Annotated in this window: 21 protein-coding genes and 1 riboswitch; of the genes, 8 read left to right on the top strand and 13 right to left on the bottom strand. The window is 56.6% G+C overall.

Features of this window, described 5'->3' with window-relative positions:
* The first annotated feature begins 175 nt into the window (after positions 1-175).
* Positions 176-2,602, top strand: coding sequence for an endopeptidase La (lon, locus tag RBB77_RS11580; RefSeq protein ID WP_353067551.1), 2,427 nt, complete (start codon positions 176-178; stop codon positions 2,600-2,602).
* Positions 2,603-2,677: 75 nt separating this feature from the next.
* Here the strand turns inward: lon and RBB77_RS11575 are convergent, their stop codons facing one another.
* Entirely contained in the window at positions 2,678-2,827 is a 150-nt protein-coding gene (locus RBB77_RS11575; protein ID WP_183980309.1) for a lmo0937 family membrane protein, read from the bottom strand.
* Between the two features lie 329 nt (positions 2,828-3,156).
* Here RBB77_RS11575 and RBB77_RS11570 point away from each other — a divergent pair, with 329 nt between their 5' ends.
* Positions 3,157-4,050, top strand: a complete 894-nt coding sequence (locus tag RBB77_RS11570; RefSeq protein WP_353067550.1) for an alpha/beta fold hydrolase — start codon at positions 3,157-3,159, stop codon at positions 4,048-4,050.
* Positions 4,051-4,117: 67 nt separating this feature from the next.
* Here the strand turns inward: RBB77_RS11570 and RBB77_RS11565 are convergent, their stop codons facing one another.
* Positions 4,118-4,399 (bottom strand): MoaD/ThiS family protein, encoded by a 282-nt coding sequence (locus tag RBB77_RS11565; RefSeq protein ID WP_353067549.1) that lies wholly within the window; start codon positions 4,397-4,399, stop codon positions 4,118-4,120.
* The gene (gene thrC / locus RBB77_RS11560) at positions 4,399-5,679 is read right to left on the bottom strand and encodes a threonine synthase (RefSeq protein WP_353067548.1); all 1,281 of its coding nucleotides are present in this window, start codon (positions 5,677-5,679) and stop codon (positions 4,399-4,401) included. The genes RBB77_RS11565 and thrC overlap by 1 nt, the downstream gene beginning before the upstream one ends.
* 122 nt (positions 5,680-5,801) lie before the next feature.
* Positions 5,802-5,919: riboswitch (SAM riboswitch) on the bottom strand.
* Positions 5,920-6,082: 163 nt separating this feature from the next.
* Here thrC and RBB77_RS11555 point away from each other — a divergent pair.
* Complete coding sequence (locus RBB77_RS11555; RefSeq protein WP_353067547.1) at positions 6,083-6,292, top strand: hypothetical protein; 210 nt, start codon at positions 6,083-6,085, stop codon at positions 6,290-6,292.
* Positions 6,293-6,389: 97 nt separating this feature from the next.
* Here RBB77_RS11555 and RBB77_RS11550 read toward each other — a convergent pair whose 3' ends face one another.
* From RBB77_RS11550 to RBB77_RS11535, 4 genes are all read right to left on the bottom strand, one after another.
* Entirely contained in the window at positions 6,390-6,782 is a 393-nt protein-coding gene (locus RBB77_RS11550) for a hypothetical protein (protein ID WP_353067546.1), read from the bottom strand.
* A 211-nt stretch (positions 6,783-6,993) separates the two neighbouring features.
* Positions 6,994-9,702: a methionine synthase gene (gene metH / locus RBB77_RS11545; RefSeq protein ID WP_353067544.1), complete on the bottom strand. Its 2,709-nt coding sequence runs from the start codon at positions 9,700-9,702 to the stop codon at positions 6,994-6,996.
* On the bottom strand, positions 9,699-10,799 hold the full coding sequence (locus RBB77_RS11540; protein ID WP_353067542.1) for a homocysteine S-methyltransferase family protein: 1,101 nt from the start codon (positions 10,797-10,799) through the stop codon (positions 9,699-9,701). Before RBB77_RS11540 ends, metH begins: the two co-directional genes overlap by 4 nt.
* Before the next feature lie 102 nt (positions 10,800-10,901).
* Complete coding sequence (locus RBB77_RS11535) at positions 10,902-11,405, bottom strand: NuoI/complex I 23 kDa subunit family protein (protein WP_353067539.1); 504 nt, start codon at positions 11,403-11,405, stop codon at positions 10,902-10,904.
* Positions 11,406-11,444: 39 nt separating this feature from the next.
* On the opposite strand from RBB77_RS11535, the gene RBB77_RS11530 reads away from it, so the two are divergent.
* Positions 11,445-11,996 (top strand): hypothetical protein, encoded by a 552-nt coding sequence (locus RBB77_RS11530; RefSeq protein ID WP_353067537.1) that lies wholly within the window; start codon positions 11,445-11,447, stop codon positions 11,994-11,996.
* Positions 11,997-12,003: 7 nt separating this feature from the next.
* Here RBB77_RS11530 and RBB77_RS11525 read toward each other — a convergent pair whose 3' ends face one another.
* Both RBB77_RS11525 and RBB77_RS11520 read right to left on the bottom strand, forming a co-directional pair.
* Positions 12,004-13,092 (bottom strand): hypothetical protein, encoded by a 1,089-nt coding sequence (locus RBB77_RS11525; protein WP_353067535.1) that lies wholly within the window; start codon positions 13,090-13,092, stop codon positions 12,004-12,006.
* Positions 13,093-13,196: 104 nt separating this feature from the next.
* A complete protein-coding gene (locus RBB77_RS11520) occupies positions 13,197-14,786 on the bottom strand; it encodes a UbiD family decarboxylase (protein ID WP_353067532.1) in 1,590 nt (529 codons plus the stop codon).
* A 246-nt stretch (positions 14,787-15,032) separates the two neighbouring features.
* On the opposite strand from RBB77_RS11520, the gene RBB77_RS11515 reads away from it, so the two are divergent.
* Positions 15,033-15,755, top strand: coding sequence for an energy transducer TonB (locus RBB77_RS11515; protein ID WP_353067530.1), 723 nt, complete (start codon positions 15,033-15,035; stop codon positions 15,753-15,755).
* 34 nt (positions 15,756-15,789) lie between these two features.
* Here RBB77_RS11515 and RBB77_RS11510 read toward each other — a convergent pair whose 3' ends face one another.
* The 4 genes from RBB77_RS11510 to RBB77_RS11495 all read right to left on the bottom strand — a co-directional run bounded on the left by RBB77_RS11510 (position 15,790) and on the right by RBB77_RS11495 (position 20,456).
* Positions 15,790-16,812 carry a VTT domain-containing protein gene (locus RBB77_RS11510; protein WP_353067528.1) on the bottom strand — a complete coding sequence of 341 codons (1,023 nt, stop codon included), beginning with the start codon at positions 16,810-16,812 and terminating at the stop codon, positions 15,790-15,792.
* Positions 16,813-16,958: 146 nt separating this feature from the next.
* Positions 16,959-17,555, bottom strand: a complete 597-nt coding sequence (locus RBB77_RS11505; RefSeq protein ID WP_353067526.1) for a Dps family protein — start codon at positions 17,553-17,555, stop codon at positions 16,959-16,961.
* Between the two features lie 67 nt (positions 17,556-17,622).
* Entirely contained in the window at positions 17,623-18,930 is a 1,308-nt protein-coding gene (locus RBB77_RS11500; protein WP_353067524.1) for an HlyD family secretion protein, read from the bottom strand.
* A 2-nt stretch (positions 18,931-18,932) separates the two neighbouring features.
* Complete coding sequence (locus RBB77_RS11495; protein WP_353067522.1) at positions 18,933-20,456, bottom strand: TolC family protein; 1,524 nt, start codon at positions 20,454-20,456, stop codon at positions 18,933-18,935.
* A gap of 187 nt (positions 20,457-20,643) precedes the next feature.
* On the opposite strand from RBB77_RS11495, the gene RBB77_RS11490 reads away from it, so the two are divergent.
* From RBB77_RS11490 to argJ, 3 genes are all read left to right on the top strand, one after another.
* The gene (locus RBB77_RS11490; protein WP_353067520.1) at positions 20,644-21,048 is read left to right on the top strand and encodes an FGGY family carbohydrate kinase; all 405 of its coding nucleotides are present in this window, start codon (positions 20,644-20,646) and stop codon (positions 21,046-21,048) included.
* Positions 21,049-21,050: 2 nt separating this feature from the next.
* The gene (locus RBB77_RS11485; RefSeq protein ID WP_353067518.1) at positions 21,051-22,124 is read left to right on the top strand and encodes a Gfo/Idh/MocA family oxidoreductase; all 1,074 of its coding nucleotides are present in this window, start codon (positions 21,051-21,053) and stop codon (positions 22,122-22,124) included.
* A gap of 538 nt (positions 22,125-22,662) precedes the next feature.
* Positions 22,663-23,901, top strand: a complete 1,239-nt coding sequence (argJ, locus tag RBB77_RS11480) for a bifunctional glutamate N-acetyltransferase/amino-acid acetyltransferase ArgJ (RefSeq protein ID WP_353067516.1) — start codon at positions 22,663-22,665, stop codon at positions 23,899-23,901.
* Positions 23,902-24,124 lie beyond the last annotated feature (223 nt).

Raw genomic sequence — 24,124 nt, 5'->3', positions numbered from 1 at the left:
TGTGTCGCAACGGCTTAAGCTGTCGTTGCGATTGCTGTTTAAGAAGCGAATCGCAGTTCAATTTTTATCGGGCGAATTTTGTGGAATACCTTTATAAGGTCCGAGGAATTACAATCACCTGAAGCCGCAACGCCGTTGCATCATTTCCGGCGTTTTAACGTCTAATTGGAGAGAGATGACAAATCAACCAAAAAAAGCGCTAAGCGGCGATGTTCGCAAGCTTCCAATGATGCCCATTCGTGACATGGTCATCTTTCCCCATATGATGACGCCTTTTGTCGTTGGACGCGAGTCCAGCGTTCGGGCCTTGGAAGAAGCGCTATCAGGCGACCGGAAGATCTTTCTTGCAACGCAGCACGACGCCTCCGTGGACGAACCAAATGCAGACGACATCTACGAGACTGGAACGATTGGCAACATCGTTCAGAGCGTCAAAATGCCGGATGGCAACATTAAAGTGCTGGTTGAGGGTGTAGAGAGGGCGCGCGCAACTGAAATCAATGATGTCGACGGCTTTTTTGTAGCGACGGTTCGCACCGGCCAGACGCAGCTAGAGATGACTCCCCAGGTGGAGCAGTTGATGCAGCGGGTCCACTCTCTGTTTGAGCAGTATGTGAAGCTGCAGCAGTCGCTGAACTACGAGACGATGGCGGCAAGTGTGCGCGCCGATGAGCCTGCCAAGCTGGCTGACACGATCGCAGCGAACCTGCAGCTGTCTATCGAGGAGAAGCAGCAGCTGCTCGAAGTTTTCGATCCGGAGAATCGGCTGACCAAGGTTGCGGATGTGCTGGATGTGGCCATTGAAAAGCTGAATATGGATCGTACCATCCAGTCGCGTGTGAAGCGGCAGATGGAGAAGGCTCAGAAGGAGTACTACCTCAACGAGAAGATCAAGGCTATCCAGAAGGAGCTTGGTCGTGGAGAGAAGTCGGAGTTCGATGAGCTGAAGAAGAAGATTGAAGCGGCGGCGATGCCCAAGGACGTTTTGGAGAAGTCGCTTCAGGAGCTGAAGAAGTTGGAGGCGATGCCCCCAATGTCGGCTGAGTCTACGGTGTCGCGGAACTATCTGGACTGGTTGCTGGCTGTGCCCTGGAAGAAGCGGTCGAAGGAGATTCGCTCGATCGAGCATGCAGAACAGATTTTGAACGAAGATCACTACGGGCTGGAGAAGATCAAGGAACGGATTCTTGAGTTTCTTGCTGTTCGTCAGCTCGTGAAGAATCCGAAGGGCTCGATTCTCTGTTTTGTGGGACCTCCGGGTGTAGGAAAGACTTCGCTGGGGATGTCGATTGCCAAAGCCACGGGTCGTAAGTTCGTGCGGTTGTCGCTGGGTGGCGTTCGTGACGAAGCAGAGATTCGTGGGCATCGGCGGACATATATTGGTGCGTTGCCGGGGCAGATTATCCAGTCGATGAAGAAGGCTGGGACCAAAAATCCGGTGTTCATGTTGGATGAGATCGACAAGATGGCTTCAGATTTCCGCGGCGACCCTGCGAGTGCGTTGCTCGAAGTGCTCGATCCGGAGCAGAATACTTCGTTCCAAGACCACTATCTGGACGTTGAATACGACCTATCACAGGTTTTGTTCGTCGCGACAGCGAATGTGCTGCATACGATTCCGGGCCCGCTGCAGGATCGCATGGAGATCTTACGGCTGCATGGTTACACCGAGATCGAGAAGCTTGAGATCGCCAAGCAGTACCTGGTGAAAAAGCAGCGGGAAGCCACAGGATTGACCGAAGAGCAGATCGTCTTTGAGGACGCGTCCCTGAAGCAGATCATTCGCGGTTATACGCGCGAGGCTGGCGTCAGGAATTTAGAGCGCGAAATCGGTAATGTATGCCGGAAGGTTGCTCGGCGAGTGGTCAAGAACGGCGCGGAGCACAAGGAGAAAATCACCGGGGAGAACCTTGCGGACATTTTAGGCGTAGCTAAGTTCCGCGACTCACAGGTGCACGAGAAGAGCGAGGTTGGTCTTGTCACAGGCCTTGCCTGGACGGAGATGGGTGGGACGATTCTGCAAACCGAGGTGCAGGTGCTTGACGGCAAAGGCAAGATGACCGCCACCGGACAGCTTGGCGATGTGATGCAGGAATCGGCCCAGGCTGCTCTGACTTATATTCGGTCGCGCTCGCATCATCTCGGCTTGGCGAAGGATTTTTATAAGAACGTGGATATCCATGTGCACGTACCGGAGGGAGCGATTCCGAAGGATGGTCCGTCGGCTGGCATTACTCTAGCTACTGGGCTTGCGAGTGCGCTTACCAAGATCAAGGTGAGACGGGATATTGCTATGACCGGTGAGATTACGCTACGTGGTAAGGTGCTTCCGATTGGCGGCCTGAAGGAAAAGCTGTTAGCCGCGCATCGGGCCGGGATCTTCGAAGCAATTCTGCCGGAGGAGAACCGCAAGGATATGGCAGATCTTCCGGAGTTGTTGAAGACCAGCATGAAGTTGCATTTTGTCGAGGAGATGGACCAGGTGCTGAAGCTGGCGCTTGAGGGCAATCTGCCCGAACTACAGGAAGAGACTCCTGAAGCCCTCGCAAACGTCATGCCTACAGCTGGGATCGAGATTCCTCAGCCTATCGCGCATCAGTAGAGTTTAGCTAGTTCAACAACAAGGCCGAGCCCAGATGGGTTCGGCCTTTGTCTTGGATAAGTGTCCATCTCGAGGCTAGACTGTGCGTCTGCCGCTGACAAAATTCATGATGATCGATATCAAAGCGAAGATCAGCAGCAGGTGAATGAGGAAGCTGCTAACGTGAAGCACAAAGAAACCGCCCAGCCAAAGTAAAACCAAAACGACAGCCAGAATGAGAAACATGATTGACCTTCTTTCTTACCGCAATTTGCCGCCGTTCGCGGAATGGCTACAGGTCATATGAGGTGTGTTGGCGCGGATTCGTTGCTCTGTGGCGTTAAAATATCGTTACGAGCACTGAATCCAGTTGTTTGCACCTCAGTTATCTGCGCTCTTAGCGGTCGATCGCGGTAAAAATATCGGCGTTGAGCAAACGAGTACGGCAAGATCCGAGCAGTGAAGACGTCGCAAACCTGCTATAACTGGCGTATTCGTATGGGCCACTTGATAGATCTGGGGTGGCTTTCGTCATCCCTGAAGCAATCGGAAATCTATTTAAATGGAGATGCACGATGACAACGAAGATCTCTTCTAAGCAAGAAACATTCCCTGTCCACTACAAAACGGTTCGCGTGAGTGAGCAAGACGTGTTCTACCGAGAAGCAGGCCCAGAATCCGCACCTACGATTCTTCTCCTCCACGGATTTCCCACTTCGTCGAATATGTTTCGTAATCTCATTCCGTTGCTTGCGAACTCATTTCACGTTGTAGCCCCTGACTATCCCGGATTTGGTTTGAGCAGCATGCCCAGCCACGAGAGCTTTGCTTATACATTTGAGAATCTGACCAACGTCGTTGAGCAGTTCGTCAAGGCACTGAACCTCACGAAATATTCGCTTTATGTGATGGACTACGGCGCGCCCATCGGTTATCGGCTTGCCTTGCGGCTGCCAGATCGCGTGCAGGCTCTCGTCGTCCAGAATGGCAACGCATATGAGGAGGGGCTACTCGAATTTTGGAATCCGATCAAGAAGTATTGGGCTGATCCTGTGCCGGAGAACCGGAAGGCGCTCAACTTTCTGGTCGATCAAAAGTCGACCCAATGGCAATACGAAACCGGAGTGGCCGACAAGACATTGCTGGATCCGACGGCCTGGATTTTAGATCAAGTCGGCCTCGATCGTCCTGGGAATCTTGAAATACAGATGGATCTCTTCCTCTCGTATGGATCCAATGTGCCGCTCTACCCGGAGTTCCAGGCCTTCTTCCGGCAGTATCAGCCACCCACTCTCATCGTCTGGGGCAAGAACGATTTCATCTTTCCGCCTCAAGGCGCCGCACCGTATAGTCGCGATCTGAAGAATCTTGAGACACATTTATTGGACACCGGTCACTTCGCCCTTGAAACGCATGGCGGAGAGATCGCTGATCGGATCGAAGGTTTTCTCCTGAAACAAAATCTGTGAAGTTGGTTGAGAGTTGACACGGCATGAAGTATCTATTCGATGCTCCGTCCGGGACAACTATCTTCAGTTACGCAGTTCCGCCGGCGATGGAGGGGATGAGCATGATCTCGTCGCCGTCCTGGAAGGCGTAGGTTTCGCCACCCAGGAAGCGGATGTCTTCGTCGTTGACGTAGATGTTAATGAAGCGGCGGAGTTTGCCCTCTTCGTCCTTGATCTGGGTCGACAGCGCGGGGAAGGTCTGGTCGATGTCATCGATGAGGCCAGGGAGATTTGAAGCCGCGGAGTTGAAGTGCTTGCGGCCATCGGTGTGACGGATGAAGGCAGTGGGAAGAGTAACTTTGATAGACATTAGAGGGCTCCTGCGGTGGTCAGTTCCAGCTCTGTGATTCCGTCGAGTTCGCGGAGGTAGGCGTCGAAGTCTGCTAGCCGCGGGCGGACTGCGCGTTCCTGTTGATAGCGGCCGATGAGTGCGTCGGTAGTCTTGAGTCCGTTGCCGGTGATGCAGGTGACCGTTGTCTCATTTGCCGAGATGCGTCCGTCGGCGTAGAGGCGAGCGGTGACGGCGGTGGTGACGCCGCCGGCGGTCTCGGTGAAGATGCCTTCGGTTTCGGCGAGTTCCTGAATGCCAGAGACGATTTCTACGTCGGACACATCCTCCGCCCAACCGCCGCTACTGCGGATCATCTTGGCGGCTGCGGGGCCGTCGGCGGGGTTACCGATGGCCAGCGAGCGGGCGATGGTGTTGGGGCGCTGAGGCTCAATGCCATCGGTTCCCTCTTTGACGGCAACAGAGATGGGCGAGCAACCCGAAGCCTGGGCTCCGAAGAAGCGGACCGGTTTTTCTTCGACGAGGCCGAGGTAGATGAGTTCGTTGAAAGCTTTGCGGATCTTTCGGATGAGCGAACCGCCCGCCATTGGGACGACGACGTTGTCGGGGAGACGCCAGCCGAGTTGTTCGGCGATCTCATAGCCTACGGTCTTTGAACCCTCTGCGTAGTAGGGGCGGAGGTTTACGTTGACCAGGCCCCATGAATACTCGTCGGCGATCTGGGTGCAGAGGCGGTTGACGTGATCGTAGTTGCCGTCGATGCGGACCAGGCGCGCGCCGTAGACAAGTGTGTTGAGGATCTTGGCGGGCTCGAGGTCAGCGGGAACGAGGATGGTGGCCTTCAAGCCCAGGCGTGCGGCTTGTGCGGCCACTGAGTTGGCAAGATTGCCGGTAGAGGAGCAGCCGACAATGTCGAAGCCAAACTTCTGCGCATTGGCCAAGGCAACGGAGACGACACGATCCTTGAAGCTGAGGGTTGGGAAGCAGACGGCGTCATTCTTGACGTAGAGATTGGCCGCGCCGATTCGCTTACCGAGATTCCTGGCGCGGACGAGCGGAGTAAAACCCACGGGGAGATCGGGCTGGAAACCTTCGGGAATGGGGAGGAGAGCGGCGTATCGCCAGATGTTGGCCGGACCGGCTGCGATGTTTTCCTTGGTGAAGAGATCGCGGGCAGCCTCAAGGTCGTACGCAATTTCGAGAGGAGCGAGGCAATCTGGACAGGCGGAGAGAGGCTGATTGCCGAACCGCTTGCCGCACTCGTTGCACTTCAGCTCATACCGGCTACAGGAGTAGTTCATCGTGCTCTTTCCGAGGGGAAAGGGAGAACTTTTGCGCTTACTCTCTTGTTTGGGGATTGCCGGTCAGGCTGGGAAGGTGAAATGCGGGGTGCAAACCTGGAATTCGGGCTTGCGTGCTCCGAATCTCATGTTCCCTGCGGCCCAAAAGGCTCCCAGGAGAGAGTTGACACCGGTACGTCTTTGTTCTGTCCGGTTGTCGTGGCGTCAAAGGGCTCGTCCCTCAACCACTCTGCATGAAATTCAAATCTGCCGAAGCAGACTGGAATATATCGTTTGTACCACAGGCTGGGCAGCGTCGCAACTGTGGAGGAATTTGACGCGGAAGTTGTATCGACCAGATGTGGGTAGATCGGTGTACTGGGCGGATGGCGCCTGCACAAACATTGCAGAGGGGATGTCACCGATGAAGACAGAGTTTGAGTTCGCCGGGAATTTTGCGATGAGCGTGTTGTTGCTGGCTGGTTCGTTCGCAGTGGCGCAGAACGCGACGACTGCGAACGCGAAGAAGGCTAGTCCGACGACGACTGCAGGAAGTTCAAGTCAGAGTACTCTCGCTGCTCAGACGATACAGCTTGCTGCGGTCACGAATAGCCAGACCGCCGGCGAGCTGTAGTGCCACCTGCAACGGCCCAGAGCCACCCAAGCGCGACGACGACTAAGCTGAAGACGATGGTGAGTGCAGACAAGCGGACGATTCCGGTTCCACAGCTTTAGTTCAGGATTTGATCGTCGCTCGGTGGAATGATATCGCTGACCCCCTGCGCGAAAGCCGCGGGATCGAACTCTGTGCGCACAATCTCGTCCGGGCAGTCGGTGAGAATAGCGACGCGCCAGTTGCAGACGAAAGCAACCAGTTGTTCATGCTGAGCCGTTTTGATCTCGGAACACATTTTTTCAGCCTGCGGTATTCCCTCTTCCCCTTCTACGTCAATCAATACAAGATCATACTGACGCGCCCAGAACATGGAGAGACCTTCGGTGTGGCTAAGGGTGGAGTCTACGACAAATCCTGAGAGGCGAAGAACCTGGTCACGGAGTGGGCGTATCGTCTCGCGGGTGCAGATGTGCAGGACGGCTCGCTTGTTGTTAATCGGGGTTTCCATTGTTTTCTGACTTTCACTCAAGGTGTGCACTCTGGAGAAGGACCGCAGAGACGGACGGTTGTGATGGTCCGCGCACGAAATACCTGCAACAGGGTTCTTATTATTTTATCGAAGATTCAGCGAATCACGTGTCGAGCATTTCTATGCGGGAAAGGCGGCATAGGACATACGGCCGGAGAACGACGAGTCGCCTGTTGCTCCGACATGTCGCCTACTGGCGAGGATCGTAGTTCAAATTCTGGCCAAGCCATCGCTCTACCTCGGCCACGCTCATTCCCTTGCGTTGGTGGTAGTTGTCGACCTGATCGCGATCGATCTTGCCGAGGCTAAAGTATCGTGATTCCGGGTGCGCAAAATAAAGACCGCTCACGCTCGATCCGGGCCACATCGCGAAAGACTCTGTAATTTGCATGCCCGTGTTGGCCTGGACATCGAGCAAACGCCAGAGCGTCCCCTTCTCCGTGTGATCCGGGCACGCCGGGTAGCCCGCGGCCGGCCTGATACCACGATACTTCTCCTGAATGAGATCCGTGGGACTGAGACCTTCCTTAAGCCCGTAACCCCATTCATCACGCACGCGCTTATGCAGGCATTCCGCGAAAGCTTCCGCAAGACGATCCGCAACAGCCTCTGCCATGATCGCGTTGTAATCGTCGTTCTCAGCCCTGAAGCGGTCGCAGAGCTCCCTCAGTCCAATCCCGCTGGTTACGGCGAATGCACCTAGGTGGTCGGCTAGTCCCGTGTCTTTTGGCGCGATAAAGTCGGCGAGCGATCGGCAAGGTTCGCTGCCTTCCCGGTTTGCCTGCTGGCGGAGGAAATGAAAACGCTCGAGCGGCTGTGTGCGCGCCTGATCGGTATACAGTTGAACGTCGTCACCTATAGCGCTGGCGGGAAAGAAGCCGTAGACGCCATGCGCAGCAATCAGGTTTCCATCGATGATGCGGTCCAGCAATACATTGGCATCATCAAATACCTTCTTCGCTTCGACACCTTGCCGCTCGTCATCGAAGATGCGCGGATAGATGCCCTTCAATCCCCAGGTATGGAAGAGCGGCGACCAGTCAATGAATTCACGTAGCGTGGCCAAGGGAAAATTGTCGAGCACGCGAATACCATTGAACGCTGGCCTAGGCAGGTCCTCTGATCGCCACTCGATTGGGGTTCGCCTTTCACGCGCAGCCTCAAGGGAGACGACCGGTTGTTTGGGCGCAGAGTGTGCCTTGCGAACTGCCTCATATTCTGCACGATACGCAGTAACAAACGTGGCGTTGCCATCCTCGCTCAGCAAGCTGGTCGTGACCGGCACGGCGCGGCTCGCATCGAGCACGTGGATCACCGGCTGACTGTAGTGAGGCGCGATCTTCACAGCCGTGTGTGCGCGGCTCGTTGTCGCTCCGCCGATCAGCAATGGTTGCTTGAAACCTTGACGCTCCATCTCGCGGGCCACATGCACCATCTCGTCAAGCGACGGCGTGATGAGGCCACTGAGGCCAACGATGTCTGCTTTTTCCGCCTTAGCACGCTCAAGGATCTTTTCGCTCGAAACCATCACACCCATGTCGATGACTTCGTAGTTGTTGCAGGCGAGAACGACACCGACGATGTTCTTGCCTATGTCGTGGACGTCACCTTTAACCGTTGCGAGCACGATCTTGCCCTGCGCTTTGACGACCTGGCCAGACGCTTCAAGAGCGGCCTTCTCGGCTTCCATAAACGGCGTCAAGTGTGCCACGGCCTTCTTCATCACGCGGGCAGACTTGACCACCTGAGGCAGGAACATCTTGCCTGCTCCAAAGAGATCTCCCACCACGCTCATACCCGCCATCAGCGGACCTTCGATGACCAGAAGAGGACGGCCCAGCTTGACGCGCGCTTCTTCCGCGTCGATTTCGATATATGTATCAATGCCCTTGACGAGTGCGTGGGAGAGGCGCTCTTCGACAGAGCCGTTGCGCCATTCTTCGGCTTTTTTTTCACTCACTACTGCGCCGACGTTCTTGAGCTTTTCCCCATGCTCGACCAGGCGTTCGGTTGCGTCGGGACGGCGGTTGAGCAGCACATCCTCGACGAGTTCTTTCAGTTCGGGCTCGATCTCTTCGTAGACCTCGAGCATTCCAGCATTGACGATGCCCATGTCCATGCCTGCACCGATTGCATGATAGAGAAATGCGGAGTGCATGGCTTCGCGAACTTTGTTGTTACCTCGAAAGCTGAACGAGATGTTCGAAACGCCACCGCTGACCTTCGCGTGGGGCAGGTTGGATTTGATCCACCGAGTTGCATTGATGAAGTCAACCGCGTAGTTGTTGTGCTCCTCCATACCGGTAGCCACGGTGAGGATGTTGGGGTCGAAGATAATGTCTTCGGGCGGGAAACCAACCTCATCGACCAGAATGCGATAGGCGCGCTCACAGATGCGAGTCTTGTCTTCGTAGGTCGCGGCCTGCCCCTGTTCGTCGAAGGCCATCACTACTACGGCGGCGCCATATTTCAACACAGCAGCGGCATTGCTGCGAAACTTTTCTTCGCCTTCTTTCAGCGAGATCGAGTTTACGATCCCCTTTCCCTGCAAACACTTGAGCCCCGCCTCGATGACTTCCCACTTCGAGGAGTCCACCATGAAGGGAACCTTGGCGACTTCAGGCTCGCTTGCCAGCAACTGCAGATAGCGCGTCATGGCGACGGCGCCGTCGATCATGCCCTCGTCCATACATATATCGAGGACGTTCGCCCCATTTTCAACTTGTTGCCGAGCGATGCTGACGGCTTCCTCGTACTTGCCTTCCTTAACCAGCTTGGCAAACCGGGGCGAACCTGCCACATTGGTCCGCTCGCCAATCATGATGTAGACGCCGGGCTGCTGGGTAAAGGGTTGTGATCCGGAGAGACGGAGCGGCTTCGGCTCGGCGACCACGCTCATGCTGCTCTCCTATGGCGACTAAGCTGTCGGGGAGCCATGCCTTCGAGCGCCTTGGCAATGGCAGCGATATGCTCGGGCGTATTTCCGCAGCAACCGCCGGCGATGTTGATCATTCCACCGCGCGCGAAGTCGCCCAGATAACGAGCCATATCCTGAGGCCCCAGATCGAACCCAGTTTCCGAGAGAGGATTCGGCAGACCTGCGTTCGGATAACAGGAGATTGCTACGTCAGCCTTCTCTGAGAGCTCTTCCAGAAATGGATACATCAGATCCGGTCCAAGTGAGCAGTTGAGACCAACCGACAGTGGTTTCACGTGCTCGACTGCGTTCCAGAACGCTTCGGTTGTTTGTGCCGAGATCAGCGTCTCGCCGCCACGCCCTACCGCTGCCGATATCATTACCGGAAGTTCCTTGCCGTCTAGATCGAACACTTCACGAATGGCGACGAGCGCTGCCTTGGCGTTGAGCGAGTCAAAGATCGTCTCTACAAGAAGAAGATCGACGCCGCCCACGATGAGGCCACGCACCTGTTGCGCATAAGCGGCCTTGACCTGATCGAAGGTGACTACACGGAATCCTGCATCATCGGCATCGGGCGAGTTCGAGAGAGACACAGTTAGCGGACCGATGGCTCCCGCAACGAACCGCTGACGCGAAGTTGCGGTACCGACACGATCGGCCCACTCTCGGCACTGCAGGGCCGATTGCTCATTGATCTCCCACGCGAGGTTATTGAGCATTGGATCGTCAATGATCTTCTGGTAAAATTCGGGATCCTTCCGGCCACCGTGCTCCCGCGGATCGTCCACGAAGAATTCGCTCTGAGTGATGCTGGTCGCCCCAAATGTATTGGTCTCGATGATGTCTGCTCCCGCCTCCAGGAACCTGCGATGAATATCACAGATCATCTTGGGCTGAGTGAGGGAGAAGAGGTCGCCATTGTTCAACAGATCCTTGGTAGAGTCTTTGAATCGCTCCCCGCGAATGTCTGACTCCTTCATGCCATAGGTACGGATCGTCGTTCCCATCGCTCCGTCGATAATGGCAATTCGGCTCTCGATAATCTTTTCAAGAGGATGCTGATTGGCTCTGGTCATTGTCATTAGATGTCCTTGCTTCGTTGCGCGGTGCGCTGGCGCCTGTCGAAGTCGACCAAGTCCCTAAAGACTGGTCGCTGGTTCAAACTTAATCCTAATGGTTTAAGCGAGAATCTCGGCTTGATCCTTGTCCGAACGGACAACGTCCGGAAGCATCGGAGCAGGAATGAGGAGGTCTTCTTTGCGCATGACAAGGGTCGTGGCATTGAGGCTGGCGAGTTCGAAGCCGTGGCCATGCGTAATGGCGTCGGTGGGACAGGCTTCGACGCAGTAGCCGCAGAAGATGCATCGGTTGTAGTCGATGTTGTAGACCTTAGCGTAACGCTCCGCAGAGGAGATACGCACTTCTTCAGTGTTCTCCGCGGCTTCGATGTAGATGCAGTTCGAAGGGCAGGCGGCGGCGCAGAGGAAGCAGGCGACACACTTCTCAAGGCCGTTCTCGTCACGCTGCAACTGGTGCTTGCCGCGGAAGCGCTCCTCGAACTTCGCCCCGCGCATGGGGCCTTTGCCGTCAGGATAGTTCTCGACTTCGGTCGGCTGGAAGGCCTGCTTCAGCGTGATGCTCATTCCCTTGGCAATGGCTGCGGCGTCGCGGACGATAGACATGCCTTGAGTATACGACGGAGCCGCTATAGGCTGGAAGCCATGAAAAGAGCCTCCCTGATAACCCCGCTGCTGGTAAGCCTTTGCTTTGCAGGAGTGAGCGCCGCAGAGGCTCACGCTCAGACTATTCCGACCGGGGTGATGGCTGAGCATCAGCACGCTCCTACGCAGCCTTCAACGAGCCTGGTGCTGACCATCGATGGCAGCGCCACGACGCTGTCATTGGCTGAGTTGTCGGCGATGCCGCAAACGACAATAACCGTACACAACGAGCACACCAAGGTGGACGAAACGTACTCTGGTGTTTTGCTCGGGGCGTTGCTCGCAAAGTACGGACTGCCGGTAGATAAAACAACCCACCAGAAGATGCTGCGAAGCTATCTCGTGGCGGAGGGGACGGATAAGTACTGGGTGCTGTATTCAGTTACAGAGATTGAAGGATCAGAGCACAACGGCACTGTGATTGTTGCGACCAACATGGGAGGCAAACCGTTGGGGGAAGACGGGCAGTTCAAGCTCATCAATAGCGAAGACAAGAAGCCGCAGCGCTGGGTGCGGAATCTGAGGTCTATCAGCGTTAGAACCGCGGAATGACCTCGCTCTAGTGAGTTGCGGAGTGGATGACGGCCCATGTGGAGATGACACTGGCAGCGGTCGTCAAGCCGCCGTATCTTGCATATATCTGAGCGGCTGCGTCGCCGGCCTGTTTGATGCTGTTGGTGGGATTAGGGATCTGGGGATCGGACGCGTTGCGAATGGCATGCCAGGAGAGATTCGGAATGCCCTGTAGCGCGCTGGCGACCATAGCATCGCCCATATCGCAGGCCTGCCCGAGACCTTGTAGCTTGTAAAAGTTCGTGGAGTCATCGAATGCGAAGAAGTCGGTTGTGACAATTGCATCGCTCGCGGAGCTCCAGATCTTTGGAGTAGGTCTGGCATTCGGAATGCGCGAGGCATTTGGTTGAGTGAGTGACGGCGTAATGGCCGCGAGAGCGCCAGCAGGTAACTTTGACGGAGAGTAGACCGCTTCGTGCCAAGGCTCATTCTTGAACTGCGTACGGCAGTCGAATCGCACGGCGCCTGCAATGACAACGTCCCCCAACAGTACTTCGGATCCGATGCCGCCGCCAGTACCGGTTGTGATGAAAAGTTTGGGGCGAACTGTTTGCGCAATCTCGGTCATCAGCTTTTTCACTGGGGTTGCCGGACCATCGTAGTCCAGGTGCAGACCGCTCTTGACCAGCAAAACTTTTGCCTTACCTATCTGGCAGGGAAAGTAGAGGGCGAGGGTGTGATAGTACCGGGCCATCTCGGGCGTGTTGTCATTGAAGGGAGCTACATTCCCCGTCACCAGGGGGATGTATTGGGCGACGTTGTGGCGATAGAGAAACCAGGTGCTGATTGGGTTGGCGGGTGTGAACAGAGAGGCCAGTGCGGCGGCTTCCGCCGAGGTCCAGGTGACCACGACTGCGTCATAGCCTTCGAAGCGCGATAGGTCGTCTGTGTCGACCGGAAGCGGAGTGAGCGTGATGGGCGTAGGCGCTGTACCTGCCGGCCAGGGGATCGCGTGAGGAAGCTGAGCAGCTGGCGCTAGGAATGCGGCTTCGAGGCCAGCATTGCGAAATCGCTGCTGGGGCTGTGAGGGATCGTAGTTGAGCCTTACATCTGCGAAGTTGAGATTAGCTGACATCGTGTCACCCCGCTCTCTTTCTCGATAGTGACCTGAAAGCTCTGCTCGTTACTATTCGCTAAAACTGAGCTAACCCGAACAAAAGACGGGGTAGCGCTAGCGGATTATTCAATCCCCAATTTTTTCCAGAGTGCGTCTACCTTTGCCTTTACTTCGGTATCCATCGTGAGCATGGGAGGCCAAGGCCGGGTGAAGCCTTCGGCGGCCCATTTACGGGTAGCATCGATGCCCATCTTGCTGCCGAAGTTTGGCAGGCGGCTGGCGTGGTCGAGCGAGTCGACCGGACCTAGCGTGAACTGGATGTCGCGCTCGGGATCGATGTTGTTGGCAGTGCGGAGGGTGACCTCGGCGAGGTCCTGAACATCGCAATCTTCGTCGACAACGATGATGCACTTGGTGAACATGGCCTGACCCATGGCCCAGATACCATTCATGATCTTTCGGGCGTGACCGGCGTAGGACTTTTTGATCGAGACGATCATGAGGTTATGGAACACGCCTTCAGCCGGAAGGTTGACGTCGACGATTTCGGGCAACGTGAGTTGCATGAGCGGAAGGAAGATGCGCTCGACCGCCTTGCCCATCCAGGCATCTTCCATAGGCGGCTTGCCGACGATAGTGGCTGCGTAAATTGGATCTTTTCGGTGAGTGATACACGTGATGTGGAAGACGGGGTAGTCGTCCTGCATGGTGTAGAAGCCGGTGTGGTCACCGAAGGGGCCTTCGGTGCGGAGTTCGCCGAGCTCAACGTACCCTTCGAGAATGTACTCGGCGTTGGCAGGGACTTCGAGATCGACAGTCTCGGCTTTGACAAGTTCGAGTGGCTTCTGTCGAAGAAACCCGGAGATTAAATATTCTTCGACGTCGGGCGGGGCGGGGACGATGGCGCTGAAGGTGGTGGCGGGATCGGTGCCGATGGCTACCGCGACTTCCATGCGGTCTTCACGAATCTTTGTGACGGTGGTCGTAGTGAGGGTCTCGAGAGAGGATGCAGCAGCGGTGCCCCCAGAGGTGATGGCCATCAGATCGACGCGGGCGGAGGAGTCGGGTGAGGCCTCGCGGAGGCGCTCGCGCATGTGTTCTGCGGCAACCTTCTGGCGCTGCCAGTGCATGCCGGTGGTCTTGCCGTCGTACACCTGCATGCGGTACATGCCGACGTTGCGCTTGCCGGATTTTGGATCACGCGTGATGACGCAAGGAAGCGTGATGAAAGGGCCGCCATCCTGCGGCCAGGTTTTGAGGATGGGCAGTTCGAGAAGATTGACGTCCGCGCCACGGCGAATGACTTGCTTGCAGGGGGCGTCTTTGGCGGCGATTACCTTGGGGAAGAAGTTGCCTACCTCGGCGAGGATGGGGAGCATCTTGAGCTTGTCCATCAAACTCGTCGGAAGCTGCGGTTTGATGAGGGTGCGGATGCGATCGGCGATGGCGTCGAGCGAGTCGGTCTCGAGTGCGAGCCTCATGCGACGTTCGCTGCCGAACTGGTTCATCAGGACGCGAGCGCCCGGGTAGCCCTTCACGTTTTCAAAGAGTAGTGCGGGGCCGCCGGCCTTGGGTGTGCCTCGACCAAGCTTGGCGGTGCGGTCGGCAATCTCGGCCATCTCCAAATCTGGAGAGACCTCCGCGGTGATGCGCTTTAGTTCTCCGGCTTTTTCTAGCTGCTTAATCCATTCGCGTAGATCGTTGTAGGCCAATTCCCTCTCCTGCTGTAGTCGGTTCAGGCTGCAAGCCTATGGTAATGGTTTCGGTTGAGTCGCGTCTGCATAGAGCTTTGCGACGAAAGCCCCGCAAAGAATTGACCTCGATTCGCGGCAGATGAGATCGTGTACGCCTCACGACGACCGATGCGGGAACATAGATGCGTTGGAGGTGTCTAACTTAATACGGCCGCATTCCTCGCTGGAGGCGCACCTGAAATCCGAACGCTGGAGGGTGCTTCTATGTTTGAGGACAGTCTTGTAGAGTCGCGTGTTGGTGAAGTCTCTTCGAGCCGGCGGTGGACGACTGTGGCGTCGATCACCCTACAGTTTGCGGTCGCTGGTTTGGTGATCGCGTTGCCTTTGCTGCATCCGGAGGCGGTGTCGTTTGAGATCGAAGCCCCAAAGATCTTGCTTCCGTCGCCTCCAAAACCATCTAAGCCACCAGTGCGGGTGCAGCGAGTCACGGAAGCCGCTTCGAGCGAAGCGTCACCTGAGTTATCACGCCCGCCAATCATCTCGACCATCACCCCGAGTGGCAATTTTTCAGCAAGCACAGAGCCTTCGCTTCTGCCTTCAGGCAGCGGAATCGGGATGCCCACCGAGCTACCCGGTGGGCTTCTCGGCGGGAGCGGACCTCATCCCAGCGTGACAATCGGCTCGGGCACTCCTCATAAAAGAATCGACGTCTCTTCAGGGGTCTCGGAGGGGATGTTGATCACGCCGATTCGGCCGGTATATCCGGCAATCGCCAAGGCGGCCCATGTAGAAGGGACAGTTGTGGTGGAGGCGGTTATCTCGCGAAATGGAACAATCGAAAGTCTGCATGTACTCAGAGGGCCCATGATGCTGCAAAGCGCCGCAATTGAGGCAATACGAGGAGCGCGGTATAGGCCTTATCGATTAAACGGAGAATCCGTCGACGTTCAAACTACGATCACGATTAACTTTCGGCTGAGTGCTTGAGATGAGACCGTTCGAACGCGAGACATTCGCCGCCTTACATCGACGGAACGGCTGTGTTGGAGTTCGCTGGCAGGATCTTCTGGACGACCTCAGAGCTCGGCGTCTCGGAGACGTAATCGACCAGAGGGTAACCAGCTTCCTTCCAGCCATCGAATCCGCCGCGGAGAGGACGCACCCGGTATACCCCCATCTTGTGCAATTGCAGGGCAAGCTTCGCGCTCGTCTCTTCGCTGGGACAGGTGCAGTACAGGATCACGTCGCGGTCGCGCGGAATAATCTCACTGTGCAGCTTGAGTTCGTTAGGGCCGATGCGGAGGGCTCCCGGAAGCACGCGAGGATCAGGAAGATAGTCGAGCGGGTGGCGCAGGTCGACGATGAACGGAGGTTTGAGACCGCTAGCCTCGGCGGCATCCAACATCCCTTTCAACTCGCTCGGTTCGAGGCGCAGTTCGCGAACCTGCTGCAGGAACTTGCGCTGCTTCCAGATGCGATGTGCCAGGAAGCCCATAACCATCAGGACAAAGATCAAGAAGGCAAAGTGGCCAAGCCAGTGCAGGAAGGGCGCGCTCTTTTTGGCAACGTCGCCGAAGAAACGGCCGGCGAGAATGAAGGTCTCACCCCATATGAGAGAGCCAGCAAGATCCCACATAAGGAACTTCGAATAGGGCATCCCGGTTTGGCCAGCGATAGGCGCGGCCACGGTACTAAGGCCCGGAACGAACTTCGCGAAGAGCAACGTGACCGGGCCCCGCCGGGTAAAGTATCCCTCGGTCTTGCTGACACAGGTGGAAGCTTCAAAGGAAAGCCGACAAAGCAGCTTCAAAACGCTGTTGCCAAAGCGGCGACCGAGCGCGAACCAGATGGTGTCCGCGATGAGGCAGGCAAACAGAACCGACATGACGACATAGAGATGATTGACGGTATGTGTCGCGCTAAGAGTTCCAGCGGTAAGCAAAACTGGCACGCTTGGAATAGGAATGCCGACCTGCTCCACTAGCACCCAAAGGAAGACGATCAGGTAGGCGTAATGGACGAAGAATGCGAGTGCTATCGGCATAGGAGTGTACGTATTACAGATGATTGGAGCTAGCAGTTGGATGCGAGCTCACAGCCTTTAACATACACAGCCCGGAGGCATCGCGCGACCGGGCTGTTTGCTTCAGCGTAAAAATCGGATCGAACTAGGTTATGAGTGCCCCTCGACTATTTTTCAAGAATCAACGGCATCTCAACCAGATGCTGGCCGATGAACCAGGACTGCAGCTCATTAGGACGGAGAATATCGCTGATGACCAGATCGTTGGTTCCCTGATCTCCCGCTTTGTCCGCTAAATCCGAGATGTCGAGGCAGCTCTGAATGATAATTTTATGAGCCTCGAGGAGCCGGGAGATCTGTACCGGAACCTCTTCCCTGCCACGAGGCGGCCGCTGGAGGCGGGTTACCTCGGCTACATCTCCACCCATGGCGATGGTGACGCCGCCGAGTAGCTGGACGCGCTCCGCTATGGTATCCACCATCTCAACCTGCTCATCGAAGTGCTTGTCGAAGAGAAGATGAAGCTGATAGAAGGTCGGACCGGAGACCTGCCAGTGGTGCTTCTTGTACATGTCACGCAGGGTGATGGAGTCGGCCAGAAGCTGATTGAGTTGGGCGACCATGTCTGCCCGGATCTTCGCACTCAACGGATGAGGGATATCCTCAACCACAGAGCCGTACTTCTGGATCTCCTTTGCGTGTGCATGCCAGTGCGGCGCGACGTTCGCGTTACTCGAACTTGCCTTCTTGATTGCAACTGCCATTTTCCACCTCGTAAAAACTACTTTCCAGTTCTCAGATGCGGGCGAGAATGAGTCGGTTTTCCCTCGATCATTTCACCTCTACATCCGGCGTCACCGACATTCCTGGACGCAGGGCATAGTCGCCGTTTTCCTGTTGCAGATTCGTGAAATCGACGCGAACGGGAATTCGCTGGACGACCTTGACATAGTTTCCGGTAGCGTTTTCAGGAGGAAACAGGGAGAGCCTCGAGCCGGTAGCGCCGCCGATTTGGGTTACTTTACCGTGAAACTTACGACCGCCGAGGGCATCGACCTTGAGAGTGACTGGCTGGCCGGGCTTCATTTTTGCGAGCTGCGTCTCCTTGAAGTTTGCTGTCACCCAGAGGTTCGTCAGAGGGATAATCGTCAGTACATCCTGTCCGATACTGAGATTCACACCCACTTGGACGTTCTTTTTGTTGACGATACCCGTGGTGGGAGCGGTGATGTGGGTGTAGCCGAGGTTGAGAAGAGCTTGATCGACTTTCGCCTGCGCCTGCTTGACATCGGCAAGAGCTGAATTCGCCTTCGCTTGCTGGACACGCACCTGATCTGGACCGGTCTTGACGGACTGCGCCGCCTGGAAACGCGACTGGGCGAGCTTTTGAATTGCCTGACTCACCGCAGCTTGATTCCCAATGACCGTAGCTTCAGCCTCAAGCACCGCGGCCTGATTCGCGGCATCTGTCGCTACAGCCGCGTCAAACTGCTGCTTCGAGATGACATCCTTCTCCACCAGCGGAGTGTATCTTTCCACGTCGAGATGCGATTTGACCGCGGTTGCCTTGGCAGCGACGACGCGAGCCTCTGCGGCCTGCGCTTGCTTGCGGGCCTGCTCCACCGCAGCGGAACTGCCAGTCACGTCGGAGCCGGTAGTGCTGACACTGGTGTTGACGTTGACGCCAATGATAGGAACGTTGACCGTCGCCTGGATTGCCGCGGCCTGCGAACTGGCGAGGTTAGCCTGCGCCTGCTCGAGGGCAACCTGATAGTCGCGTGGGTCGATCTCGGCGATAGGATCGCCTACTTTAATCGGCTGATTGTCTTCGACATAAACCTTGATGACCTGGCCGGTAACTCGGGAGCTTACCTGGTAGAGATCGCCGTCCACCTGAGCGTCGTCAGTGTCCTCGCTGAAGGTTGAGCGCCAGTAGAAAATTCCCGCTCCGATGACAAGGAGGATAATCACCGCGATGACGATGAACTTGCGGCCGGATTTTTTCTCCGGGGCGTCGTCCTCTTCCTGCTTGCGCGAATCGTCCGGAGACTGTTTGTCGCCTGTGTTCTGCTTGATTTGCACTGTCCCGCTGATCTGCGCGGTCTGGCCGCCCTGCTGCTGATCTGATTGGTCTGGCAAGTTTACTTTCCTCCGAGATAATCTTTGTAATTGGTCTGCGCGACGCCCAGAGCACGGGCCAAGGCGAGCTTGGCGACGTTGTGCTGATAGAGCGCGCTGATGTATTGATCGTTCGCCTGTTCCGTCTGCGACTGCGCCTGTGAGACAGGCAGATTGTCCGACACACCGGCGTGGAATCGTTGTTGGGCTTCACTGAGAGCCTCATTTGCAAGGTCCACGTTGGAATGAGTAGATTCGACCAGCTTCGCCGCTGACTGAATATCAAGCAGGCTATCTTGCACATCCTGGTTCACCTGCTGGATCTGATCGGAGAGCTTCGCACGGGCCTGTTCATATTGGGCATCCGCGACCTGCTCCTGTCCTCGAGTCTTCGCAATCTGGAGGATCGGCGCGCTGACCTGCCCCGTTGCGGTGAAGGTTCCATGCGAGTGGCCCGGTGTTGTGCCGATGTCGCCGTAGTCGCCCGAGAAGCTCGCGACAGGAAGCTGATAGGCCCAGGCTGAAGTCTTCTCGTCACTGGCAGCCTTCACTTGTTCGGCGTATGCCTTCAAATCTTTTCGTGTCTTTAGCGCCTGTTGAAACGCGACCTGAGGATCGACGTGATCAAGAGCCTGGAAAGGAACCAGGTCGGTCAAACGGAAGACCTGCTCGAGAGGCAATCCAATCGTTCGCGCCAAGGCGAGCTTGTCCTTCTCAAGGCTATTTTTCGCCGAAATCAGAGTCTGCTCTTCGTTCTGGTAATCGACCTGGGCGCGCAGCACGTCAAGCTTGGGACTTGTGCCGGCATCGTGCGCCGCAACCGCCTGATCGAGCGACACTTTCGACGTTGCCAACTCCGCAGTGACCGCTTCGATTCGCGCGGTGTCCGCAATGCACAGCAGGTAGGCGTTCCCCACGGTGAGAGCTACGAGATCGCGAGCATCCTCCGCGGTAAGTTTTGCTCCTTGGAAGTTGTGTTTCGCCGACAGATAATTCTTGAGCGCTGAAACATTCACCAGATTCTGGGTGAGATAAGCGCGAAAATCGACCACCTGGAACGGGCCAAAGATGGGAGCGACGCCAGGAAACTTAAATCCGAACGCGGCAATGTTAATCTGCTCCACTTCTATGCTCGCCGTCCCGGTAACGGTGGGCAGAAGCGGCTGCAATTCCTCCAGACGCTGACCGGCGGCGTTTTTCACCGACGAGGTCTGCAGAATGAGACCGAGGTTCTGCCGCAGGCCGCGTTGAATGGCGTCGTCGAGCGAGAGATCGAGAACCCCGTCTGTAGCCTTGCCCGTGACCACGCTTCCCTTGAAGGAGTCCTGTGTCGGCTGAGCCCCGTTTTGCCCGGTAGCGGTGTACAAACTCTGTTGGGCGTTCGCGACGACGGAGCTATTGGTGGCGGTACTGGGTCCGCTGGCTGGCGTCTGCGCCGTCTGGCTGCCCTGTGCCTGTGCATAAGACAGATTGCAGGCTAGAAAGAGGCAAAACCCGACAGAACGAACCGACGCCCAAGCAGCGTCCGTTGTTTTGCTTTTATTCATACGTTTGATCGTACCCTGCATCTTGATTGGATTCACGGACTAGTTTATGGCAGGCCCGGCACAACTATAGAAGTCATTGGTGTTGTCGCAAATTACTCGTATGACTTAATGATGCGCCCGATTGTCAAAAATCTTCAAAAGATGCATTCGGTACACTCTCATCAAACTTGTCTTGAGGACTCCGTACATGCTTCTGGGGATTGACGTTGGAACTGGGGGAACCCGAGCCGTGCTGATCGACCTCTCCGGCGCAGTCGTCGCCTCCTCCGCAAGCGAGCACGCAGGGATCCATTCAGCACAGATTGGTTGGGCGGAGCAGGACCCCGAAGACTGGTGGCGGGCCACCCGCGAAGCTCTGGCAGGAGTTATGGCGGCTAGTGAATTTGTGCTGGTGGCTGAAGAGGGAGCAGCGTTTGGTGCGGCGTTGCTGGCTGGAACAGGCACCGGAGTGTGGCAGAGTGTGGAGGCAGCTTGTGCGGCGACGGTTCACGTGGCGCAGACGATTGCGCCGAAGAACGCCGCTGTGATGGATCAGGCTCATAAACAGTATCGTCGGATCTATCCGGCGTTACAAGAGATTGCGAGGAGTTGAAGATGGCTGGTGAGATTGGGGTTGCCATTATTGGGTTTGGGTTAGCAGGACAGGTGTTTCACGCTCCGTTTGTGAGCGCTGTTCCTGGGCTGAAGTTGGAGGCGATTGTTCAGCGCAAGGGCGATGAGGCTGGGAAGGCTTATCCTTCGGCTCGGATTCTGCGGTCGTTTGAGGAGGCTTTGAGCGATCCAGCGATCCAGCTTGTCGTGGTTGGAACTCCGAATGAGACTCACTTTGATCTTGCGAAACAGGCTCTGTTGGCTGGAAAACATGTGGTGGTCGATAAGCCGTTCGCTGCAACAAGCGCGGAGGCTTTGGAGCTGAAAGAACTCGGGTTGAAGCAGCGGCGGGTCTTGGCTCCGTTTCACAATCGGCGCTGGGATGGCGATTTTCTGACCGTGGTGAAGATTTTGAAGGACGAATCGGTGGGGCGTCTGGTGACCTACGAGTCGCACTTCGACCGCTTTCGGCCGATGCCTCGCGAGAACACCTGGAAAGAAGGCGCTAACGGCTGCAACGGGCTTCTTTTCGATCTTGGCCCACACCTTGTGGACCAGGTGTTGACGCTGTTTGGTGCACCGCAGGGAATTACGGCCAGCGTCCGGATGGATCGCGACTCGACCGATATCGAGGATGCGTTCGATATCACGCTGGAGTACCCGAAGATGCGTGCGCATTGCCGTTCGAGCATGCTGGCTTGCGATGCAGCACCGCGCTTTCTGCTGCATGGGACTCGGGGCAGCTTCAAGAAGTTTGGCCTCGACCCGCAGGAACCGGCGTTGCTTGGCGGAGCAAAGCTGCCTCACATTGGGCAGGGCGAGTGGCTGGCCGATGCCGAGGAGCACTGGGGCACTTTGACCGTTGCCCCTAACCCGAACGACCCCGGCACGCTGACCCGGACGAAGGTGAGGACAGAACTGGGTGACTATCGCAACTACTATGCCAATGTTCGCGATGCGATCAACGGCACGGCCGAGTTGGCGGTTAGGCCCGAGGACGGGTATTGGACCATAAAACTGCTTGAGCTAGCTCGACAGAGTTCGCTCGAGGGCCGCACCTTGCAGATCGCCTTTTGAGGTTGAGGGCACCTCCCTCGGGGCATCCCCTATAACACCTTTTGTTTGTGCAGTTTGCAAGAACGTCTCGCTGCAAAATCGTCATACAAAAGGGGTTACAGGCAAATTCGCCCAAATAAATGGGTTACGGGTTTTTATCTCTTTCTAAAGAAAAGCCCCGGTGGGTGCCGGGGCTTCTCTTTGCTATCTATTGTAGCGAACCGGGCATAACTCATACGCCACGCGAATGTGCTGGATTGGCGCGGGTTTTCGTGACTTGGGGGCTTGACAGGTTTTTGGAGGCGGATTTGTACGGGGATGACGCGGAATGGATGTTTCAACAGCTCGCCGTTGGCGGTGGATGCCTCTTTCCGTTGAAGGGATTATTTGCTCAGAGCGAGAGGGATGACAGCAGATCCCCTTCGAGGATGACAACTAGAAATGCAAAGGCAAAGCAACCGCAAGGCGAGGTCAAGGCAACGGCGCACACGGCGGCAACCTGCGGCGACCAAATGCGGCGGCGAATTTCCACTTTGCTGCGGAATTGTAGAGTAGAGGTATGGAGAATGAGCAGATTTTGAAGACGCAGGGGCTGCCACAGGGATTTGTGTGGGGTGCGGTAAAGGCGGGAATCAAGGTTAGCGGCAACGCGGATGTCGCCGTCGCGGTTGCGGCCAAGGGTGCAAATGGCGCAGCGATGTTTACGAAGAACCAAGTCGTGGCGGCCCCGGTAACCGTTGGGCGGCGGCATATGGCTTCGACCGGTGGTCGCGTGAGCGTGGTGCTGGTGAATGCGGGAAATGCAAACTGCGCGACCGGACAGCCGGGAGTAGACGCGTGCGTCCAGACGTGCGTAGCGGCAGCGGAGAGATTTCACTGCATCTTCGACGAAGTGTTCCCTTCCTCGACAGGAATCATCGGAGTTCCCTTTCCGGCGGAGAAGGTCCTCGCTGTGCTGCCTGAGTTGGAGCAGGTGATGGGCGCGACGCCGGAGCACGCGGATTCATTTGCGCAGGCCATTATGACCACTGATACGAAGATGAAGGTGGCGAGAGCTTCTGTCGACGTCGATGGAGTTGAGGTGCGGATCTTCGGCGTGGCGAAGGGCGCGGGAATGATCCATCCTCAGCTTGGAGGGCCAGTGGGACCGGCGCATGCAACGATGCTGGTTTATCTGTTCAGCGACATCGCGGCGGAGAGCGAGCAGCTACGCGGGTTGCTGGAGCCTGCGGTGGAGCGCAGCTTCAATTCGATCTCGATTGATGGGGATACTTCGACCAACGATACAGTGCTGTTGCTGGCCAGTGGAGCGAGTGGGGTGAAGCTGGATGCGCGCACGCAGGAGCCATTTGCGAACGCTTTGAAGTTGGTATGCGGATCGCTTGCGTATCAGATAGTGGACGACGGCGAAGGCGTGGGGCATGTGGTGACACTGCATATCACCGGCGCGCGGACAGAGGCGGAGGCAAAGCAGATTGCGAAGGCGATTGCTCACTCGCCGCTGTGCAAGACGGCCTGGTCGAGTGCGGACCCGAACTGGGGGCGGCTGCTGGCGGCGGCGGGATACAGTGGGGTGGCGTTCGACCCGGCGCTGGTGAATATCACGATTGGGGCGCAGCCGGTGTTTGAGCTGGGGGTGCGGTCGGCTGCCTTTCAGAAGGAGGCGGCGCATGCGGAGATGCAGGCGAGGGATTACACGATCACGATTGACCTTGGGCTGGGTGAGGCGGAGTGCCGGTTTCTGACGTGTGATCTGACGGAAGAGTATGTGCGGATTAATGCGGATTATTCGTCTTAAAGGCGATGTCCTGCCGGACGGGCCTCCTGCGCGGAGGGCGGTCACTTCGTGACTTGTGTACCGGTTTGGGTGGGGCAAGCTGTACGGGGCCTCGCGTTGCTCGGCTCTTGATTCCGACCAACGGGAGGACTGGCGAGGTTGGGGTTGTCAAGAAAAGGTAAACACGTCACGAAGTGACCGCCCTCCGCGCAGGAGGTCCGTCCGGCGGGTAGATGACGTTTTC

This window comes from Tunturibacter psychrotolerans, from assembly GCF_040359615.1.
Classification (GTDB): Bacteria; Acidobacteriota; Terriglobia; order Terriglobales; family Acidobacteriaceae; genus Edaphobacter; species Edaphobacter psychrotolerans.
Note: the sequence above shows the minus strand (reverse complement) of the source record. Positions and strands in the feature narration are given on the sequence as shown.

What these genes read in the sequence shown, in the direction of transcription:
- RBB77_RS11485 (WP_353067518.1), top strand. Translation starts at nt 21,051, where the DNA reads ATGGCTGGTGAGATTGGGGTTGCCATTATTGGGTTTGGGTTAGCAGGA.
- RBB77_RS11505 (WP_353067526.1), bottom strand. Translation starts at nt 17,555, where the DNA reads ATGGCAGTTGCAATCAAGAAGGCAAGTTCGAGTAACGCGAACGTCGCG.
- RBB77_RS11565 (WP_353067549.1), bottom strand. Translation starts at nt 4,399, where the DNA reads ATGTCTATCAAAGTTACTCTTCCCACTGCCTTCATCCGTCACACCGAT.
- RBB77_RS11540 (WP_353067542.1), bottom strand. Translation starts at nt 10,799, where the DNA reads ATGACCAGAGCCAATCAGCATCCTCTTGAAAAGATTATCGAGAGCCGA.
- RBB77_RS11510 (WP_353067528.1), bottom strand. Translation starts at nt 16,812, where the DNA reads ATGCCGATAGCACTCGCATTCTTCGTCCATTACGCCTACCTGATCGTC.
- thrC (WP_353067548.1), bottom strand. Translation starts at nt 5,679, where the DNA reads ATGAACTACTCCTGTAGCCGGTATGAGCTGAAGTGCAACGAGTGCGGC.
- RBB77_RS11555 (WP_353067547.1), top strand. Translation starts at nt 6,083, where the DNA reads ATGAAGACAGAGTTTGAGTTCGCCGGGAATTTTGCGATGAGCGTGTTG.
- RBB77_RS11515 (WP_353067530.1), top strand. Translation starts at nt 15,033, where the DNA reads ATGTTTGAGGACAGTCTTGTAGAGTCGCGTGTTGGTGAAGTCTCTTCG.
- RBB77_RS11525 (WP_353067535.1), bottom strand. Translation starts at nt 13,092, where the DNA reads ATGTCAGCTAATCTCAACTTCGCAGATGTAAGGCTCAACTACGATCCC.
- metH (WP_353067544.1), bottom strand. Translation starts at nt 9,702, where the DNA reads ATGAGCGTGGTCGCCGAGCCGAAGCCGCTCCGTCTCTCCGGATCACAA.
- argJ (WP_353067516.1), top strand. Translation starts at nt 22,663, where the DNA reads ATGGAGAATGAGCAGATTTTGAAGACGCAGGGGCTGCCACAGGGATTT.
- RBB77_RS11530 (WP_353067537.1), top strand. Translation starts at nt 11,445, where the DNA reads ATGAAAAGAGCCTCCCTGATAACCCCGCTGCTGGTAAGCCTTTGCTTT.
- RBB77_RS11575 (WP_183980309.1), bottom strand. Translation starts at nt 2,827, where the DNA reads ATGTTTCTCATTCTGGCTGTCGTTTTGGTTTTACTTTGGCTGGGCGGT.
- RBB77_RS11535 (WP_353067539.1), bottom strand. Translation starts at nt 11,405, where the DNA reads ATGTCTATCGTCCGCGACGCCGCAGCCATTGCCAAGGGAATGAGCATC.
- RBB77_RS11550 (WP_353067546.1), bottom strand. Translation starts at nt 6,782, where the DNA reads ATGGAAACCCCGATTAACAACAAGCGAGCCGTCCTGCACATCTGCACC.
- RBB77_RS11490 (WP_353067520.1), top strand. Translation starts at nt 20,644, where the DNA reads ATGCTTCTGGGGATTGACGTTGGAACTGGGGGAACCCGAGCCGTGCTG.
- RBB77_RS11495 (WP_353067522.1), bottom strand. Translation starts at nt 20,456, where the DNA reads ATGAATAAAAGCAAAACAACGGACGCTGCTTGGGCGTCGGTTCGTTCT.
- RBB77_RS11570 (WP_353067550.1), top strand. Translation starts at nt 3,157, where the DNA reads ATGACAACGAAGATCTCTTCTAAGCAAGAAACATTCCCTGTCCACTAC.
- lon (WP_353067551.1), top strand. Translation starts at nt 176, where the DNA reads ATGACAAATCAACCAAAAAAAGCGCTAAGCGGCGATGTTCGCAAGCTT.